General features: G+C 60.9%; 17 protein-coding genes. 5 read left to right on the top strand and 12 right to left on the bottom strand.

What is annotated here, in order from left to right; translation table 11 throughout:
- Window positions 1–269 precede the first annotated feature (269 nt).
- Window positions 270–1,706: a hypothetical protein gene (locus SIC17_RS04345; protein WP_291894243.1), complete on the top strand. Its 1,437-nt coding sequence runs from the start codon at window positions 270–272 to the stop codon at window positions 1,704–1,706.
- 359 nt (window positions 1,707–2,065) lie between these two features.
- Window positions 2,066–2,761 carry a response regulator transcription factor CtrA gene (gene ctrA, locus SIC17_RS04350; RefSeq protein WP_291894246.1) on the top strand — a complete coding sequence of 232 codons (696 nt, stop codon included), beginning with the start codon at window positions 2,066–2,068 and terminating at the stop codon, window positions 2,759–2,761.
- A gap of 149 nt (window positions 2,762–2,910) precedes the next feature.
- On the opposite strand, the gene SIC17_RS04355 is transcribed toward ctrA, so the two are convergent.
- The 6 genes from SIC17_RS04355 to chpT all read right to left on the bottom strand — a co-directional run bounded on the left by SIC17_RS04355 (window position 2,911) and on the right by chpT (window position 9,399).
- Window positions 2,911–3,756, bottom strand: coding sequence for a CheR family methyltransferase (locus tag SIC17_RS04355; protein WP_412546497.1), 846 nt, complete (start codon window positions 3,754–3,756; stop codon window positions 2,911–2,913).
- A 1-nt stretch (window position 3,757) separates the two neighbouring features.
- The gene (locus SIC17_RS04360) at window positions 3,758–4,933 is read right to left on the bottom strand and encodes a protein-glutamate methylesterase/protein-glutamine glutaminase (protein WP_291894252.1); all 1,176 of its coding nucleotides are present in this window, start codon (window positions 4,931–4,933) and stop codon (window positions 3,758–3,760) included.
- Window positions 4,934–4,944: 11 nt separating this feature from the next.
- Window positions 4,945–5,319, bottom strand: a complete 375-nt coding sequence (locus SIC17_RS04365; RefSeq protein WP_291894255.1) for a response regulator — start codon at window positions 5,317–5,319, stop codon at window positions 4,945–4,947.
- Window positions 5,320–5,330: 11 nt separating this feature from the next.
- The gene (locus tag SIC17_RS04370; RefSeq protein ID WP_291894258.1) at window positions 5,331–5,813 is read right to left on the bottom strand and encodes a chemotaxis protein CheW; all 483 of its coding nucleotides are present in this window, start codon (window positions 5,811–5,813) and stop codon (window positions 5,331–5,333) included.
- A complete protein-coding gene (locus tag SIC17_RS04375) occupies window positions 5,810–8,599 on the bottom strand; it encodes a chemotaxis protein CheW (protein WP_291894261.1) in 2,790 nt (929 codons plus the stop codon). Before SIC17_RS04375 ends, SIC17_RS04370 begins: the two co-directional genes overlap by 4 nt.
- Window positions 8,600–8,727: 128 nt before the next feature.
- A complete protein-coding gene (chpT, locus tag SIC17_RS04380) occupies window positions 8,728–9,399 on the bottom strand; it encodes a histidine phosphotransferase ChpT (RefSeq protein WP_291894264.1) in 672 nt (223 codons plus the stop codon).
- Between the two features lie 240 nt (window positions 9,400–9,639).
- Between chpT and SIC17_RS04385 the strand changes: the two genes are divergently transcribed.
- Together SIC17_RS04385 and SIC17_RS04390 are read left to right on the top strand one after the other, a co-directional pair.
- Window positions 9,640–11,139 (top strand): M23 family metallopeptidase, encoded by a 1,500-nt coding sequence (locus SIC17_RS04385; protein WP_412546498.1) that lies wholly within the window; start codon window positions 9,640–9,642, stop codon window positions 11,137–11,139.
- Window positions 11,140–11,335: 196 nt separating this feature from the next.
- Window positions 11,336–11,770: a glyoxalase superfamily protein gene (locus SIC17_RS04390; protein ID WP_412546499.1), complete on the top strand. Its 435-nt coding sequence runs from the start codon at window positions 11,336–11,338 to the stop codon at window positions 11,768–11,770.
- Between the two features lie 61 nt (window positions 11,771–11,831).
- Here SIC17_RS04390 and clpB read toward each other — a convergent pair whose 3' ends face one another.
- The gene (gene clpB, locus SIC17_RS04395; protein WP_412546500.1) at window positions 11,832–14,438 is read right to left on the bottom strand and encodes an ATP-dependent chaperone ClpB; all 2,607 of its coding nucleotides are present in this window, start codon (window positions 14,436–14,438) and stop codon (window positions 11,832–11,834) included.
- A 152-nt stretch (window positions 14,439–14,590) separates the two neighbouring features.
- On the opposite strand from clpB, the gene SIC17_RS04400 reads away from it, so the two are divergent.
- Window positions 14,591–15,346 carry an MOSC domain-containing protein gene (locus SIC17_RS04400; RefSeq protein ID WP_412546501.1) on the top strand — a complete coding sequence of 252 codons (756 nt, stop codon included), beginning with the start codon at window positions 14,591–14,593 and terminating at the stop codon, window positions 15,344–15,346.
- Window positions 15,347–15,398: 52 nt separating this feature from the next.
- Here SIC17_RS04400 and SIC17_RS04405 read toward each other — a convergent pair whose 3' ends face one another.
- The 5 genes from SIC17_RS04405 to SIC17_RS04425 form a co-directional block, all read right to left on the bottom strand.
- Entirely contained in the window at window positions 15,399–15,986 is a 588-nt protein-coding gene (locus SIC17_RS04405) for a DUF4167 domain-containing protein (RefSeq protein ID WP_291894280.1), read from the bottom strand.
- Between the two features lie 207 nt (window positions 15,987–16,193).
- A complete protein-coding gene (gene prmC / locus SIC17_RS04410) occupies window positions 16,194–17,126 on the bottom strand; it encodes a peptide chain release factor N(5)-glutamine methyltransferase (RefSeq protein ID WP_291894283.1) in 933 nt (310 codons plus the stop codon).
- 176 nt (window positions 17,127–17,302) lie between these two features.
- A complete protein-coding gene (gene prfA / locus SIC17_RS04415; protein WP_291894286.1) occupies window positions 17,303–18,376 on the bottom strand; it encodes a peptide chain release factor 1 in 1,074 nt (357 codons plus the stop codon).
- Window positions 18,377–18,424: 48 nt separating this feature from the next.
- A complete protein-coding gene (locus tag SIC17_RS04420; RefSeq protein ID WP_291894289.1) occupies window positions 18,425–18,838 on the bottom strand; it encodes an MAPEG family protein in 414 nt (137 codons plus the stop codon).
- 81 nt (window positions 18,839–18,919) lie between these two features.
- Window positions 18,920–19,507 carry a TIGR00730 family Rossman fold protein gene (locus SIC17_RS04425; RefSeq protein WP_366940090.1) on the bottom strand — a complete coding sequence of 196 codons (588 nt, stop codon included), beginning with the start codon at window positions 19,505–19,507 and terminating at the stop codon, window positions 18,920–18,922.
- Between the last annotated feature and the right edge of the window lie 36 nt (window positions 19,508–19,543).

Genomic DNA, 19,543 nt, shown 5'->3' on the forward strand with positions numbered 1-19,543 from the left:
GGACTTCTGTCCGATTCACCAAGAATATAACCCAAGCCGGTTGCGCACGCGTAAACGGGCGGCAGAAATTGCCGTGTTATTTTTTAAGCTGCAGCGGTTCACTTCTGCGGCCATCACGTTATGTTCCCGGCCTCATGCGGAGCTGTGGCGCCGAAGATGTGAACGCCCACCTGCTCGAGGCCGGAAGAGTCTCGCACAGCTTCGATCACGTAGTCATTGCACAGCCGGTTTGGCTTGGTTGTGCCTTAATAGCTGACGGGAGACACCATATGCCGCCCGCCAATACGAATATTATCGCCGGTTCGCGCCCCAAGAAAAAAGCGCAGAGCCGCCGTCACCGGTCCAATCTTTACGGTCAGATCCAGGACACCAAGTTCAACCGCTACATCCAGCACGACCTGGCGCAATACCGTCGTTATGTCGAAGAAGGTGGTGCGGCTGTCTATTCCATGTCCGAGCTGGACGCGCTGGCCAAGTCCGGCGTCTCCGATCGCCTGCCGCCGCGCGCCACGGGATACTATCTCGACCTGGCCAAGCGCAGCGAAGCGATTCGCAACCTGATCAAGGCCCGTCCGGAAGAAACCGAGGATCTGTCCGGTGAAGCCGACCCGTCCAACCAGCTGAGCTACAGCCCGATCCCGGGCCTGTTGCACAAGTATGAGCTGGTCCTGCTGTATGTCGTACGCACCTGCTCGTCCTGGTGCCGCTATTGCTATCGCTCGGATTTCCTGACCGGCAAGACCGGCAAGGACACAGCCTCCATCCACGAGATCGTGGAGTATATTGAGGACCACAACGCCAAGGCGGCACGTGGCGAGACCTCTCGCCCGCGCATCCGCGAAGCCCTGCTGTCCGGTGGTGACCCGATGGTCCTGTCGAACACCAACCTGTTCGACTATCTCAACGGGCTGGCTGAAGCCGGCCTCGACATCATCCGCATCGGCACCAAGGAAATGGCCTTTTTCCCGGAGCGGTTCGACGACAACTTCTTTGACATGCTGGACCTGTTCCACGAGCTGCATCCGGATGTGCTGGTCAGTTTCATGGTGCATTTCACCCATCCTGACGAGTTCCTCGCGCTGGATGCGCATGGCGGCTACACCTATGACCATCACGGTCGCCCGGCCCGCAATCCCGCCGTGGAAGGTGTCATCCGTCGTATGCGCAGCCGCTCCTTTGTGACGCTGGAAAACCAGACACCGATCATCGACAGCGTCAATGATGACGAGAACACGCTGCGTATCCTGCAGCGCGAAATGAAGCGCCTGGGCGTGAACAATCACTATTTCTTCCAGTGCCGCGAGATCGAGGGGCATCGTGCCTTTGCCGTACCGGTCGAGCGCTCCTACCAGCTGCACCGGGACAGCCAGCACGGCCTGTCAGGCATTGAACGTTCGCGTTTCTCCCTGTCGACCGAGGCCGGCAAGATGGAAGTCGTGGGCATGATCGATCCGATGCCGGAAATGGCAGGCGTTGACAGCCACCTCGCCGAGGCGATGGCGGACGGGCTGATCATCTTCCGCCTGCACCGCACGCCCAAGGAACACCTGCAGGGTGACATCGTGATCGCCCGCCGCAATCCGGACGCCCTGTGGCTGACTGGATATGAGGACCGCATTCTCTTTGACGGCCGCAAGGATGATTTCGACGCCCGCGCGGCCACGCTCCTGGCACTGGCGAATTCGCGTCTACAGGCTGCGGAATAGCCATCGAATCTGTGGAAAATAACTTTTCCCCACCCAAATGCAGAAACAATTTGAGCCCGAAACACACGTTTCGGGCTCTTTTTTCGACTGGATCAAGCATACTTTATGCAGGTGATATTTGATACGAGGCCCGTCTGAAAGCCCTTACCTATCAGGGACCTCTCCCATAAACACCTAATGGTTAACGCGGAATCCGAATCGGTCAGAGTCAATGAAATCCCGCTCAGCTGCGATTCCGAAACATGGTCAAGGCGCAGTTAACTTTCGTTAAGGGTTTCCGCATAGCGTCCGAATAAGGTTAATTCAGAGCTGAGACCGGACGACGCTGATTCGTCCGCCATTAAAACCGGAGGCGAGCCATGCGGGTTCTTCTTATTGAAGATGATCGGGCAACAGCCCAGTCCATCGAGTTGATGCTTAAATCCGAGGGCTTCAACATCTACACCACCGACCTGGGTGAAGAAGGTGTCGATCTCGGAAAGCTGTACGATTACGACATTATCCTTCTCGACCTGAACCTGCCTGACATGCCGGGCTTTGATGTTCTCAAGACGCTCCGTGTCTCCAAGGTCGATACGCCGATCCTGATCCTGACCGGCAATGCGGACATCGACAACAAGGTTCGCGGCCTTGGCTGTGGCGCTGATGACTACATGACCAAGCCGTTCCACAAGGACGAGATGATCGCTCGCATCCATGCTATCGTACGCCGCTCCAAGGGCCACGCCCAGAGCGTCATCCGCACAGGTTCTGTTGCAGTCAATCTCGACGCCAAGACGGTTGAGGTCGATGGCCAGCGCGTCCACCTGACGGGCAAGGAATACCAAATGCTGGAGCTGCTTTCCCTGCGCAAGGGCACGACCCTGACCAAGGAAATGTTCCTGAACCATCTCTATGGCGGCATGGACGAGCCGGAACTGAAGATCATCGACGTCTTCATCTGCAAGCTCCGCAAGAAACTTGCTGCCGCCACCGATGGCGAACACCATATCGAGACAGTCTGGGGCCGTGGCTATGTCCTGCGTGACCCGGTCGAGGAAAAGGCAGCGTCCTGATAACCGGTCTCAGTGTTACGAAAAGGCCCGGGCAAACGCCCGGGCTTTTTTGTGTCTAGCATGCTGGTTGCTGAACCCCGGCACCCAGATCCAAATGAAAACGGCCCCGCTTTCGCAGGGCCGCTGTCAGGGTAAGATCACTTGGCAGTCTACGCGGCGCGTGTCGTGCGTCCGGAACCGGCTTCTGCACGCCCGTAGAGGCCGCGCTTGCCCTCAACCGGGACAAAGTCCTTGGACAGACCGACAACAGTTTCTGCGGCCCCCATGACGAGATAACCGTCATTTGGCGTCTGGCGGGCGATGCGCGAGAGAACCTGTTTCTTGGTTACCGGATCGAAATAGATCAGCACATTGCGGCAGAAGACGACGTCGAAATTGCCCAGGCTGGCGATCGGCTCCAGCAGATTGTGCTTCTGGAAATTCACCATCTGCCGGATATTCGGCTTGATGCGCCACTGGTCACCGTTCTGCTCGAAATGCTGGACGAGACGCTGAATGGCCAAGCCACGCTGGACCTCAAACTGGGAATAGACACCGGCCTTGGCCTTTTCCAGGACTCGCGGCGCCATGTCGGTGGCGACAATCTCGAAACGCTTGCCGCCGAGACGCGCGCGTTCTTCCTCGAGCAGCATGGCCAGGGAATACGGTTCCTGACCAGAGGAACAGGCTGCACACCAGATGCGGATCGTGGATCCGGCACCGCGGGCGCGGGTCAGCACCGGCAGGATATCGTTCTTGAACAGGTCAAACGGCGTGTTGTCACGGAAGAAAAAGGTCTCGTGCGTCGCCAGGGCTTCAGTGATCGCCCACAGCAAGCGGTCGCTCTGATCGCGACGGGCTGCGGATAAAAGCGCATCAATCGACGGGAAGCCTTCAGCCCGGGCAAGCGGCGCAAGCCGGCTTTCGAGGAGGTAGCCCTTGTCAGCCGACAATACGAGGCCAGAGCGTTTGAACGCTTCTGCGGCGACGAATGTGATGTCGTCTTGTTTGATCATTTTACAGCCCACCTTTCGCGCGTTGTACAATGGCAGATCCCATGTCCTTCAGGGGGAGGATCTCATCCGCCAGACCGGCCTCGGCAACGGCGCCGGGCATGCCCCATACAACACTGGTTTTTTCGTCTTGAGCCAGGACCGTGCCGCCTGCATTTCGCAGTGCTCGCGCGCCTTCCCGGCCATCATGTCCCATTCCGGTCAGCACCACGCCCAGGGCCACGCCCGAGGTCGCTTCGGCAACAGACTGGAACAGCGGATCAACGGCCGGCCGACAGAAATTGATCGGTGGCGTTTGATCCAGGCAGGCATAATACCCGCCGGCATCCTTGCGGATCGTCAGGTGAAAATCACCTGGTGCAATGTAAAGGGTCGCCGGTTTCAGGCGCTCCTTGTCCACTGCTTCCTTGCAGGTCAGCTTGCCTGCCTTGGTGAGATGTTCACCCAGAATTTTCGTGAACAGCGCCGGCATATGCTGTGCCAATACGATCGGCGCCTTGATATCAGCGGGTACAGCCTCGATCACCTCGCGCAGGGCCTGCGGACCACCGGTCGAAGAACCGATGGCGATAATCTGGGGCATGCCCTTGGCTTTGGGCGTATTTCCACGCGCGATCGGCGACCTGGCAACCGGGGCAAACGCGCGTTTGGCGGGAGCCTTCTCCTTGGCCGTCGGCGCACGGAAGGTCCGGCCTGTCGGTTGTCCCGGCTGGGCAACCTTGCCCGCAGGCAATTCCATACGCTTGCGCGGCGCAAGCGCCTTCAGCTTGGAAATCAACGTGTCGCGGAACTCATCCGCACCAGCCAGACGGCCGGCCTGTGGTTTTGGCGTGTAGTCTGCGGCGCCCATGGAGAGGGCGCGGATCGTCACCTCACCGCCGCGTCGGGTCAGGGTGGATGCCATCACGACCTTGCAGGTCGGAACCGCCTTGAGCAGCAGGGGAAGTGCTGCGAGGCCGTCCATTTTCGGCATTTCGACATCAAGAACGATCAGGTCCGGCTGCAACTCCTTGGCGCGCTCGAGACCCTGCTCACCGTCGACAGCGGAGCCGATCAGTTCGAGATCTCGGTCTTCCTCGATCCAACGGGTCATCAGCCCCCGCGCTACCGCGGAGTCGTCGATGACCAGCACCCGCGCTATGGACTGGGATGCTGCAGATTGTGACGGATTGGCAGACATTCAGTGCCCCTTCAGGACGCGCGCAACAAACCGGTTTGCTGAAATTTCGATTCGATGATGTCGCCATCAAACGGCTTCATGACGTATTCGTCGGCACCGGCACGAAGTGCCTCGGTGATGTGCGCCATGTCGTTTTCAGTCGTACAGAACACGACCACCGGCTGATCACCGGCTTCCTCTCGGCGAAGCGCCTTGACGAAGTCCAGGCCGTTCATGACCGGCATGTTCCAGTCGAGCAGAACCGCATCCGGCATCTGCTTGCGGCACGCTTCCAGGGCTTCGGAGCCATCTGCGGCTTCGACGCACTCGAAATCGAGCTCTTCGATGATTTTGCGGGCGACTTTGCGAATTACGCGGCTGTCGTCCACTACGAGACAAGTTTTCATCCACTTTCCCCTTACGCGGCTTCAGCTCCGGCTGCCGAACCGATCACGGCAGATACATCCAGAACCGCCAAAAGTTCTTTTTCCAGTTTGTGCACACCCTTGACCATCGAACGGAAAGTTGCGTCGACATGAGCGGGCACTGGTTCGAGTTCAGCGCTTGGTCTGCGAAGAACCTCACCAACACTGTCCACGATTAATCCAAAGATTTCGCTACCACGCTCCACACCGAGTGCCATTCCAGCATCTCCGGCCTCGCGCGGCGGCAGTCCAAGGCGGCGGCGTGCGTCAATTGCGGTGACGATACGACCGCGGAGATTGAGCAGTCCGGCGACTTCTGACGGTGCCAGCGGTACTTCGGTGACGGATTGGGGAGTGAATACCTCGCGGATCGCATTGACCGGGGCGCCAAAGAGCTGGTCGCCGATACGAACGGATACGTATTCGTTGACGGCTTCTGCACTCAGCTCATTCACATCGTTCTGGTGACCGGTCATGCCGCATTCTCCTGGTGGGAAACTTGGTCAAGGGTTGCGATAAGCGCGCTGCGATCGGAACGCGGCAGTACAGCCGTGAGGCCCTCGCCGCTACCGTCATCGGGCCAGTCCGTGACAGCGACAGTCGGCAGGTCTGCCCACATGCCAGACGCCTGGATACGCGCCAGCGCTGCCGGATCACCGACAAGAACATCAAACTGCTCCTCGGCTTCGGCGATGGAGTTGACTTCATGCATGCCGCCCGTCGGGGTGACGTCGTAGCCAGCGGCAGCCAGCAGCGGTGCGATCATGCGGCGCGCAAAGGCGTCCGCGTCAACCAGCAGCACGCGGCGGCGGCGCTTGGAGGTGCGACGCTGGATATCGCCAGCCCGGGACTGGTCGAGATACCAGGCGATGTCGACGACATCCGTGGCCTTGCCCTTGATGATGGCGGAACCGATAACACCCTCGCGGTCGGAACCCATCTGCAGGTCGACACGCTCTTCGACCACATCGACGATCTCGTCGACAGCCAGGCCGATGGAAGTGTGGTTCTCGGCGAAGACCAGAACCGGCTGGCGCTGCCCTTCGGTGCACTGGATCTGATCGCCCAGCGGTACGATCGGCATCAGGCGGCCACGATACTGGACCACATTGTGGCCGTTCGTGTGCTCGATGTTGTCCGGATCGAATTCCTCGAGACGTGTGACGAGAGAGAGTGGAACCGCTTTCGGCTCCTCGCCGCCAGCGCGAACCAGCAGCAGGCGTTGGGTTTGAGGCATGTCACTGTTGGCTGCTGCAAGTGCCTCTGCAGAGCTTTCCTCTTCCATGGCGGAGACGATATCGCCTGCCAGTCCGTTCGGGTCGAGGATCATGATAACGGATCCATCACCCAGGATGGTCGCGCCGGAGTAGGCGGAGACGCCGCGCAGGCTTTCCGACAGCGGCTTCACAACGATTTCCTCGGTGTCGAGAACATTGTCGACGACCACGCCGACATTGCGGCCGCCCGCATCGAGAACAACAACAAATCCGGCTTCATCTTCCCCCGGATCGCCACTGTCCAGGCGCAGGACGCCTTGCAAATCGACTATAGGCATCAGACGGTCACGCAGTCGCATGACGCTGGCGCCGTTGAGCTTCTCAACCGTATGCTCGGAACCCATGCCGACACGCACCAGCTCGCGAACCGCCAGCTGCGGAATGGCAAAACGCTGTTCCTGGCAGCCCACGATGAGCGCGGAAACGATCGCAAGTGTCAGCGGGATCTTGATGGTGAAGTGGGAACCACGACCAGTCGTGGACGATACATCCACGACGCCGCCGATCTGTTCGATATTCGTGCGCACCACGTCCATGCCGACACCGCGGCCGGAAAGGTTTGTGACCTTGGCTGCCGTCGAGAAGCCCGGCGCAAAGATGAAGCGATGGATCTGCGCCTCGGTCATACGCGACAGTTCTTCGTGCGTAGTCAGGCCTTTTTCCAGGGCCTTGTCGCCGATGCGCTTGGTGTCCAGGCCCTTGCCGTCATCGGCAATGGCAATGATGATGTGACCGCCTTCGTGATAGGCAGAGAGTTTGATGATGCCCTTCTCGGTCTTGCCCGCCTTCACACGGTCTTCCGGCATCTCCAGGCCGTGGTCGGCCGAGTTGCGGACCATATGGGTCAGCGGATCCTTGATCAGTTCGAGAACCTGACGGTCCAGCTCGGTATCCTGGCCTTCCATAACCAGTTCGATCTTCTTGCCCAGATCCGTGGAAACATCGCGGATGATGCGCGGAAGCTTGCGCCAGGCATCTCCGATCGGCTGCATCCGGGTCTTCATGACACCGTCCTGCAGCTCGCCGGTTACGGCAGACAGGCGCTGTAGCGGGCCTTTTAGGTCATCGTCTTCCAGACCACGCACAGTCTGCATCAACTGGTTACGTGTCAGTACAAGCTCGGAAACCGTCGTCATCAGCGCTTCAAGCACGTCAACGCCGACACGTACTGTCTGCTGGACACGCGGCCCGCCTTCGGCGGAAGCAGCATCACCGCCGCCCTTGAGCTCCGCCATGGCTGTGGCCAGAGCTTCTTCGGTGCTCATATCCTTGGTGATCAGATCCGGCGTGCCCGGCTCCATGCCCGGATCCGGCTCGGCAGCTGCGAAGGCCGCTTCCAGCTCGGCAGCGGAAACTTCGCCCGGACGCAGTTCGCGGCCCAGATCGGGATCAAAATCACCGGTCTTGAGGTGGCCTTCGCTTTCAGCAGCGGCAGTATCGGCCGGATTTTCGACAGGCACATCTGATTCCGCATTCTGGAACGCGGCTTCCAGATCGGCGAGAGAGACTTCACCCGGGCGCAGTTCGCGGCCCAGATCCTGGTCGTAGTCATCAGGCACTTCCGGTTCGGCCGGAGCGGCGTCCTCGGCAGAGGCGCCCGTATTCAGCTTGCCCATGGCTGCGTCTTCGAGACGCTTGATCAGGGCGCCGTCATCGCCGGCCGGTTCGGCACCGGTTGCTTCCAGCGATTCCAACAGCACCTTGATCTGATCGATCGACTCCAGAACCAGGGTCACCATGGGTGGCGAAACCTGCAATTCTCCGTCACGGAACTTGCCCAGCAGGGTTTCACCTGCGTGTGCAACCGCTTCCAGGCGCGGCAGCCCAAGGAAGCCGCAAGTACCTTTAACGGTGTGAAGAAGACGGAAGATATTATCGAGGATCGCCCGATCGTCCGGGTTATTCTCGAAACGCACCAGTTCGGAGTCGATGACGTCAAGACTTTCCGCGGTCTCGGTCAAAAACTCGCTGATGAGATCATCCATGACAGGCCTCGTATCTTAGGAGTGGACGCACGACTGCGTCTGATTCCCTCGAAACGTGCCATGTGCATGGTTAACGGACTGTTGGCCCGCACCAAGCAAAGTTACGAACAGTGGTTATAGGATATTAATTACGCCGCGCGCTCTGCAGATTCTTCAAGTAGAGCAACAAACTCCACTCGATCTTCATCTGCACGCGCACTTACACGGCCACCGGCATTGCGTGCGATGAGGCCTGCGTAAAACGGCTGGATGGAACGACCGTCCAGGCCATTCTCGGGAATCTGGCCGTCCAGGGCCTGTCCCGCCGCCTCCTCAATCCGGGCGCGACGCCCTTCAGACACGATACGAATACGTGTGCTACCAGCCGTTTCCGTGGCCTCGACGGTCACCGTGCCACCACGTGGCGCAGCGTCGACGCCCATGATGCACAGATTCAGCAGCAGGCGCGACGGGGACTTTTCCAGGCCCGGCGCTTCAACTTTCCAGACAATCTCCGGCTTGACCGCCGAGAACATCGCCTCGGTGAGGCGCTGCAGCTCACGCGTATCCAGCGTCGCCGGGGCAGAACCTCCCGCGCCAAACGCGAGGCGCGCAAATTCCAGCTTGGCCTGGGCCTGGCGTGAACTTTCACGAACCAGCTCCATAGCGTCGTCATGCATGTCAGAGCTGTCCGGATCGTCCAGGACGCTCAGCGCAGCACCCAGTGCAGAGACGGGGCTGACTAGATCATGGCAGAGACGCGCGCACAGCAGCGCGGCCAGTTGGTCGGAGGCCAGTTCGGCAGGCAGTTCTTGTGTCATGGCGATACGGATACATGATTCTTCGTGAATCTGACCCTTTTTGACACTTTGTAGCAATTCAAGGCGTGGAAAGGACTTGGCAACCAGATCAGGGCAGGACATGATTCGGACAGCTGGGGAGCTGTCTTTGCAATTCGTGTTTGGCACTGCATATCGGTGCGGAACTTGCTAGAAAGAATTCGCCTGGACATCGAGACGGTGCCAGGCCGAGGTGAGACCGAGCGGAGTTATAGCAAAGTCATGTCCGGATTTGATGTTACCCGAGCCGACAAGAACCGGGCCCGCGGCCTTGTGGCGCTGGCATCCCTGAGTGTTTCTGCAGCCCTGGCCATCGCGCTGTGGACCAGTCGCGATGCAGCGGTTCAAGCTGACAGCTTCATCGCCGAGACGGATATCACCGAACCTGAGTTCGCCGCACTTGCCCCGGTCCCGCCATCCAGCGTCCGCGACCTTGTCCAGCGCGCCACGGCCCCGTCAAAATATGTTGAACCGTCGCGCCTTTACGCCGAGCCCTTCATCTTTGCGCCGCGCACGGATCCGATCGCCTTTGACGCCGATGCTTTTGCCGAATGCGATAGCTGCGCACCGGTTGCCCTGATCGAGCGCTCCGTACCGCGCGGAGGCACGCTTGCGGGCGTGCTGGATGATGCCGGTGTCGACCGTGTTGAAGCGGCCCGGGCGATCGCCGCACTCGGGGACGTTTTCAATCTGCGCCAGCTTCGTGTGGGCGAGGAAATCAGCATCTATCTGGAAAACACGGACACTGGAAATGCCTCTCTGCGTGGCCTCTCCTTCCGCCCGGATATCGAGCGCTCCATCACGGTCGCTCGAACCTATGACAACGGCTATCGCGCCCGCGAGACCACGGCTGAGTTCCGCAGCGAAATGGTTCGCGCGACCGGCTCCATCACCACATCGCTTTATGTTGATGCCCTGAATTCCGGCGCCACCGACCGGGTTGTGGTCGAGCTGGCAACCGTTCTGGGTTACGCCATCGACTTCCAGCGCTCCATCCATCCGGGCGACGAGTTCGACATCCTGTTCGAGCGTTTCGTCGACGAGGAAGGTGACACGGCGCGTACGGGCGACATTCTCTATGCCCGATATGATGGGCGCGGCGAACCGATGGATTTCTTCCGCTTCCAGACCGATGACGGCCTGGTTGGCTATTATAGCGCCGAGGGCGAAAGTGCCCAGCGTCTGTTGATGCTGACCCCGATCAATGGTGCGCGCCTGTCCTCGCATTTCTCACGCGCCCGCCGTCACCCCATCCTCGGCTATACACGACGCCATAACGGCACCGACTTCGCCGCTCCGCGTGGCACACCGATCATGGCAGCCGGCAATGGTGTCGTGGAACGTGCCAACCGCTTCGGCAGTTTCGGCAATTACATTCGTATCCGTCACGCCAACGGTTTCCAGACTGCCTATGCGCACCTCAACGGTTTTGCGCGCGGCATTCGCTCCGGCACACGGGTCACCCAGGGCCAGATCATCGGCTATGTCGGCACGACGGGGCGCTCCACCGGTCCACACCTGCACTATGAAGTGCACCTCAACGGCAATCCGGTGAATCCGATGACGCTGGACCTGCCGACAGGTCGCCAGCTGGATGATGACGAGATGCCGGCCTTCTTCGCCGAACGGGATCGTATTATCGCGGTCCGTGATGCGGCGGCGAGTGCGGCTTCCAGCAATCGCCCCGTGTTGGCCGAGGCTGGCGAAGGCGGCGCGCAGTAACAAGGTCTGACTTGACCCGGCGCGCTGGGCTTCCTATCTGACAGCCTGGCCCCGGATTGCCCGCCGCTCGCAGACCTCTGGTCATGGTGAAAATCCGGATCACATCGATCCCATTCCGCACTGCGCGGCATGCGACGCGGTGGCAAGGCGAGCCCCATCACGCTTTACGCATGCTTGCAACGCATGAGGAAAGACGATGTCTGATACCCTGAACCTGCCTGATCGTTCGACGATCAAGACCCAGGCCAAACGCCTGCGCCAATCCCTGGTCGCGGAGGGCAATTTTGTGTCCCACTCCGAGGCCCTCGAACTTGTCTCGAAACAGTATGGCTTCCGGGACTGGAACACGATGAGCGCAGCGCTGGACAAGCCTGGCAAGACCCGGCTGCAAGTCGGTCACCGCGTCACCGGCCGTTATCTGGGCCACGCCTTCACCGGTACGCTGCTGGGATTGCAGAACCTGGCCGGCGACCGCCGCCAGGTCGACCTGCACCTCGACGAACCCATCGATGTGGTGAAATCCAGCTGGTTCTCATCCTTCCGCCAGCGCATCACAGGCACACTGGAAAAAACTGGCGAGACCTATGCGCGGACGTCGGACGGAGAGCCGGTATTGGCGCTCGATTGCTGACGCCGGACCGCTGACAAAGGAAAAGGGGCTGGAAATCCAGCCCCTTTTTTTTGTTCCGGGTCTAGTTGACGGTCTCGCTGACCGGCCTGGCTTCGCTGACAGCGACACCATTGATGACCAGCACACCGGCCTCCGCACTTACACGGATCTCGTCGCCATCCTTGATATCGCCCTGCAGCAACAGGCGGGCGAGCGGGTCCTGGACTTCTTTCTGGATCACGCGCTTGAGGGGTCGTGCGCCGTAAGCCGGGTCGAACCCCTTCACCGCCAACCAGTCGCGGGCAGCGGCGTCCAGCTCGATGCTCATGCGACGATCTTCCAGCAACCGGGCCAGGCCCCGCAGCTGGATGTCGACAATCGCACCCATATCCTCCGGCTTGAGCTTGGAGAAAAGGATGGTCTCGTCGATCCGATTGAGAAATTCCGGCCGGAAATGTCCGCGCACCACCGCCATCACACCATCGCGCGCTTCGGTGACATCATCGACCAGTTGCAGGTGCTCGGCACCCAGATTGGACGTCATGATGATGATTGTGTTGCGGAAATCGACGGTACGCCCCTGACCATCGGTCAGCCGGCCATCATCGAGCACCTGCAGGAGCACGTTGAAGACATCCGTGTGCGCCTTCTCGACCTCGTCCAGCAGCACGACCTGATAGGGCCGGCGACGGACGCTTTCGGTCAGGGCACCGCCCTCCTCGTAACCGACATAACCCGGAGGCGCGCCGATCATGCGGGCAACGGAGTGTTTCTCCATGTATTCCGACATGTCCATGCGGGTCACCGCAGTCTCGTTATCGAAGAGGAATTCGGCCAATGCCTTGGTCAGCTCGGTCTTGCCGACACCGGTCGGGCCCAGGAACAGGAAGGAACCGATCGGACGGCTTGGATCCTTCAGACCCGCACGCGCACGGCGCACGGCGTCGGACACGGCGACCAGCGCTTCTTCCTGACCGATCACGCGGCCGCGCAATCCGTCTTCCATGCGCAAAAGCTTGTCGCGTTCGCCTTCCAGCATCTTGTCCACCGGAACACCGGTCCAGCGCGAGACGACATGGGCGATTTGCTCGTCATCGACGACTTCCTGCACCATCTGGTCTTCATCGCCCTGCTGCTCGGCTTCTGCGAGCTTGCGCTCCAGATCCGGCAAACGGCCGTATTTGATCTCGGAGGCCTTGGCCAAGTCGCCCCGACGCTCGGCATCAAGAAGTTCCTGGCGCGCGCGCTCAAGACCTTCCTTCAGCGTGGTCGCCGAGGCCAGCTTGTCCTTCTCGGCGCGCCAGGCGGCGGTCAGTTCGGCTGAGCGCGCTTCGAGCTCGGCGATTTCCTTGCCCAGATTGGCAAGACGCTCACGGGAGGCATCATCGCTCTCCTTCTTCAGCGCTTCCGCCTCGATTTTCAGCTGGATGGCCCGGCGGTCGATCTCGTCGAGTTCCTCCGGCTTGCTGTCGACCTGCATGCGCAGGCGCGAGGCGGCCTCGTCCATCAGGTCGATGGCCTTGTCCGGCAGGAAACGGTCGGTGATGTAGCGATTGGACAGATTGGCCGCGGAGACGATGGCACTATCAGCGATACGAACGCCGTGATGCACCTCGTATTTTTCCTTGAGGCCACGCAGGATCGAGACGGTGTCCTCGACCGTCGGCTCCTCGACCATGACCGGCTGGAACCGCCGGGCCAGGGCCGCATCCTTTTCAACATGCTTGCGGTATTCATCCAGTGTCGTGGCACCCACACAGTGCAGTTCACCACGGGCCAGGGCAGGCTTGAGCAGATTGGACGCATCCATGGCGCCATCCGTCTTGCCTGCACCCACAAGCGTATGCATCTCGTCGATGAAGAGCACGATCTCGCCATTGGCGCTTTCGACTTCTGACAGCACGGCCTTGAGGCGCTCCTCGAACTCGCCGCGATATTTCGCACCGGCGATCAGCGCGCCCATATCAAGCGCCAGAAGGCGTTTTTCCTTGAGGCTTTCCGGCACATCGCCATTGACGATGCGTAGCGCCAGGCCTTCCGCGATGGCAGTTTTGCCGACACCCGGCTCACCGATGAGGACGGGATTGTTCTTGGTGCGGCGAGAGAGCACCTGGATAGCGCGGCGGATTTCCTCGTCGCGGCCGATCACCGGGTCGAGCTTGCCCTCGCGCGCCACTTCCGTCAGGTCGCGGGCGTATTTCTTGAGCGCTTCATAGCTGTCCTCGGCCGACTGGCTGTCCGCCGTGCGGCCTGCGCGCAGATCATTGATGGCCGTGTTCAGCGCCTGCGGGGTCACACCCGCCGCCTTGAGCGCGTCATGGGCCTTGTTGTCGGGATTGAGGGAAATCGCCTGCAGGATACGTTCGGCGGAGACGAATTGATCGCCGGCTCGCTTGGCGGCGTCATCTGCAGCGCCGAACACCTTGGCCGTCTGCGGTGCGAGGTAGAGCTTGCCCTGCCCGCCTTCCACTTTCGGCATGGCGTCGAGGGCCTGGTCGACGGCGTCCTGCACCTGGCGCAAACGCCCGCCTGCAGCCTGGATGAGGTTTCCGGCCAGGCCGGTTTCATCGTCCAGCAGGGCTTTCAGAATGTGTTCGGGCGCAAATTGCTGGTGGCTGGATTTGAGGGCCAGCCCCTGTGCGGCCTGGATTATGGACCGGGCCCGGTCCGTGTAGTTTTCAAAGTCCATGTCTATCTCCCGTTAGAGGCGAGATGGGTGCGAAGGACCGCCCTGATAAGGCACGGCAAATTCGCTTTTCGTATGGCATGTAGGTGTGGCACAACCATCACACAAGAGGTGGTCGCGCGACGTTCTGACCACCCAGCGGAGATTCCACCGTCATGCCCAAGCTTAGCGCCATTCACCGGTTTCCCGTCAAAGGGTTCAGCCCGCAAGTCCTGGACCAGATCGAGCTGACACAGGGAAAAGGCCTGCCATTTGACCGCCACTGGGCGATCGAGAACGGTCCGGGACAGTATGATGTGACCGCACCGGGACATGTCTCCAAAAAGAATTTCCTCATGCTCGCCGCCCAGTCTGATCTGGCGGGCTGGAGCACGCGTTTCAACGCTGAACACCAGGTCTGGACCGTCATCGCGCCGGACGGCGCCTGCCTCCAGGTCGATCTCAATGATGCGGAAACCCACGCGGCACTGTTCGACCATCTCAGCCAGGCGCTGTCGGACCAGGTCCGCGGACGCCTGCGCCTGGTGCAGGCGGGCAGCCAGGCCATGACCGATATCCCCGATCCCTACCCGTCCATCATCAATCTCGCCTCGGTGCGCGATCTGGCGGAACGCACCGGCCAGGAACTCGATCCCGTCCGCTTTCGCGGCAATCTTCTGATCGATGACCTGGAACCCTGGGCCGAGCTGGACATGGTGGGCGAACGCCTGGTGATTGGCGAAGCCGAGGTCGAGATCCGCGCCCGCATCCGCCGCTGTGTCGCGACCAGCATCAATCCTGTCACCGCGGCGAGGGACGCCGACATCCCCAAGGCCCTGTTCGACAATTTCGGGCACATGGATTGCGGTGTGTATGTATCGGTGGAACGCGGCGGCAGCGTCGCGGCAGGGGACAGAGTTTCAGGCAAATAAAAACCCGCGATCGCCAGGCAATCGCGGGTTCAAATCTTGAAACCTACAGCGTTTAAGCAGCTTCGCTTTCGCTGTCCTCGGAGGATTTTTCGCCGGCTTCGGCAGACGCTTCAGCGCCGTCGGAACCTTCAGATGCGCGCGGACGACGCGGGCGGCGGGTGCGGCGGCGCGGAGCCTCCTCATCACCTTCCGGAGCCGCAGCGGCTTCCTCGGACGACTCTTCGCCATCAGCCTTGGCCGCTTCGGACTGCTCGCCTTCCGGCGTTGCATTATCCTCTTGCTGGCGGCGGCCACGTCCGCGACCACGGCCACGACCGCGACGGTCATTGCCCTCGCCCTGGGACTGGTCCTCGCCCTCGGCGTTCTCGCCATTGGCTTCCGCGTTCTCGGCACCTTCCTCAGCAGCGGGATCGCGCTTGGGCTGGTTGGCCTGGATGATGCGGTAATAGTGTTCGGCGTGCTGATACAGGTTCTCGGCCCGGACGCGGTCGCCCGAGGAGGACGCATCGCGCGCCAGCTGGAGATACTTGTCGTGGATCTGGGTCGCATTGCCCCGGATCTTCACCTCAGGACCATTGCTCTCAAAGGTCCGGTTCGCAGGATTGCCTGGTTTCCGACCTCGACCGCGCTGACGCTTCATATCGTCGTTCCCTGTGTAAACAGCGGTAATAACCTCTGGCCTAACCGTGCAGCTGCAATGATAAGCCTGTCGCCTGTTCGGGGTTGTTCAATTAGCCGGATCTGTCAGGTGGTTCATCCGGCCGCGCACGGCCCCCAAGGCGCGTCCACCTGATGAACGGAACCTAGACCGCCCTTTGCAGCTTTCCAAGCCCTTTTAGCCGTTTCTTTATGACAAAGACCCGAGCACGACACGATCATGCCCGGCCAGATCCTTGATTATGGCGATTCCCGACAGGCCTTGAGCGCCCAGCAGCCCGCTCACCGCCTCGCCCTGGTCATAACCGATCTCGAAAGCCACCAGCCCGCCGGGTTTGACCAGGCCCTGCGCCTCCTCGAGGATGGCGCGATAGGCATCCAGCCCGTCCAAGCCACCGTCCAGCGCCAGGTGCGGTTCGTAATCACGTACTTCCGGATCCAGCGTCTCCATGACATCAGAGCGGATATAGGGCGGGTTGGACACCAGGATGTCGAACGTCGCGGCCGGCAGTCCCCGCCCCCAGCTCGCCTGCAGGAATTCAGCCCGCTCATCCAGACCACAACGGCGTGCATTCCTCGCCGCGACATCCAGGGCCGCCTCGGACACATCCACGCCGACGCCCTGCCAGGCTTGGCGCTCGCTGAGCAGGGCCAAAAGGATCGCACCGGAACCGGTGCCGATATCCAGCACACGCGCGGTCTCGTCTGCCCGTTCCTTCAGCACCGCCTCGACCAGGGTTTCGGTATCCGCGCGCGGGGTCAGCACATCGCCTGTGACCTCCAGCTCGAGCGTCCAGAAGGGCTGGGTGCCCAGAACCTGTGACATCGGCTTGCGGTGGATACGCTCCCAGGCCAGCTCGGCCAGATGGCTGATCTGTTGCCAGGAACACAGCGCCGGGTCTGCCACGGCCTCCGCAAAACCGGCGGGCGCCAGCACATGCGCCAGCAGAAAACGTGTATCCGTCTCGGCCTCGCCAATGCCGGCCTCGCCGAGGCGTCTGACCAGGTCCGCACGCACCTCCACCAGGCCCAGCTCAGCCCAGGCATCGCGCAGGGGCTTGCTGGCGCTGGCGTCAAAGACGGTGCGGGCATCCACAACCATTTTATCAAAATCGGAGTTCACGGTGGCTCAGCCTGTCTAGCTCCTCGCCCTTGATGGGCGAGGTCCCCGGACCCGTCCGGGGGGAGTGGGTGCGCGGCGCAGCCGCAAAAACGACCGTTGGCTTCGTGCCTTCGGCACGTCACCCTATCCGAACCCGATTTCATCGGGTCCACCTTCCCCATCAAGGGGAAGGAAAACTACCCGTCCTGCTCCATCGCGGCCAGACGCGCAGCCTGGTCCTCGGAGATCAGAGCGGTGACAACCTCGTCCAGCCCGTCTCCGGCGACAATCTGATCCAGCTTGTAGAGCGTCAGATTGATGCGGTGATCGGAAACACGGCCCTGCGGATAATTATAGGTGCGGATACGTTCGGAACGGTCGCCGGAACCGATCTGGTCCTTGCGCTCGGCGGCCCGTTCAGCAGCCGCGGCTTCGCGCTTCATGTCATAGAGCTTGGCCGCAAGCAGCTCGGCGGCCTTGGCGCGGTTCTGGTGCTGGGACTTCTCGGCGCAGACCACCATGATGCCCGTCGGCAAGTGGGTCATGCGAACCGCGGACTCGGTCTTGTTGACGTGCTGGCCACCGGCACCGGACGCGCGCATCGTGTCGACACGAACCTCGCTCATATCCAGCCCGCTCTCGATATCGTCCGGCTTGGGCATGATCGCCACCGTCGCCGCAGACGTGTGGATACGGCCCTGGCTTTCCGTCGCCGGCACACGCTGGACACGGTGCACGCCGCTTTCAAACTTCAGACGCCCGAACACGCCGGCACCGGAAACAGAAGCGATGACTTCCTTGTAGCCGCCATGCTCGCCTTCCGACGCACTATCCAGCTCCCAGGTCCAGCCCTGCAGCTGGGCGTAACGCTCATACATGCGATAGAGATCGCCGGCGAACAGCGCCGCCTCGTCACCACCGGTTCCGGCCCGGATCTCGACCAGGGCGTTGGCGCTGTCATCCTTGTCCTTGGGCAGAAGCAGGAGATTCATCCCGTGCTCCAGCTCGGGCAGGCGCTCCTTCAGCTCGTAGAACTCGTCCTTGGCCATTTCCGCCATCTCGGCATCGTCGGAATTCATCATCTCCTCGAGATCGATGAGTTCCTGACGCGCCGCTTTCAGCTCGGCAGCCTTTTCGGCCACCGGGCGAAGCTCGGCGTGTTCCTTGGAGAGTTTGACGATCTCCTCCGCATCGGCGGCAGCGCCAAGACGGGCTTCGACCTGGTCAAATCGGTCGATGACTTGTTCGAGTCGGGCTTCAGGTGCGTGCATGGGCGTGAGGTATCATTGCGCGCGACAATTGGAAATGCCTTGACGCTGTTATCCCAGCGCCAGCGCTGCCCGCACACCGATGACCATCATGACGATGGTGCTGGCGGCGAAGATGAAGAAGCGCACAGGTATGAAATTCCACAGGGCCTGCACCAGGCTGTGTGAAACACGCAGGCCGACATAGGCCCAGGCCAGGGCGATGTTCAGACCGTCCGCGACGCCGGCCAGGTGGCAATAGATGACCAGCGCGAAAAAGATGGTGGGCTGTTCGTGCAGGTGATTGAAATTGTCCGCGATGCGCTTCACCTCGATGGGCAGCACATCCATCTCGGACTTGGCTTTCATCTTGGCGGCATTGATGCCTGCCTTCTGCATGGCGGGGATTCGGGTCGCATACATCCAGAACCACATGACAAAGGTCCAGATGATCAATGCCAACATAGGTGTGAGAATGGAATTCATCGAATTGCCCCCTGAAAAACCAACCAGTCGGGTCGGAGATTAGAGCGCTTCGCCGGAAAAAAGCGAGCGAAATTCCGGTTGTCAGGTCTGCAATGTTTTCAGGCGCACATCCGCGGCCGGCGCCTCATAGCTATCAAACTGTTCCAGCAGGCCTTCCACCCGGTCATCCACCTTCAGTGCGCCACGATGTTCAGGCGCCAGGAAACCCTGTTCCGTCATCGTGTCGAGGAAGCCGACCAGGTCATCATAATAGCCGTCCACATTCAAAAGACCGACCGGGTGGCGGTGTTGGCCGAGCTGTCCCCAGGTCCAGATCTCGAACATCTCCTCCATCGTGCCGATCCCGCCCGGCAGGGCAATGAAAGCGTCTGAAAGCTTGACCATCTTGGCCTTCCGCGCGTGCATGGACTGCACGACGTGCAGCTCGGAAAGATCCATGTGGGCGATTTCCTTGAGCGCCATGAATTCGGGGATGACACCGACGACACGCCCGCCGGCGTCCAGTGCCGCGTCGGCGACCTCGCCCATCAGGCCAACCTGGCCCCCGCCATAGACGACTTCGATCCCGCGCCGCGCCAACACCTGGCCGACCTTGCGCGCAGCGGTGACATAGACCGGCTTCTTACCAGGATTGGAACCACAGTAGACGCAAATGGATTTCATCGAGATCAATCCCTGTTGGAACCCCACCCAACTCCTCTATCC

The organism is Maricaulis sp. MIT060901, assembly GCF_047123815.1.
In the GTDB taxonomy this organism is placed as follows: Bacteria; Pseudomonadota; Alphaproteobacteria; order Caulobacterales; family Maricaulaceae; genus Maricaulis.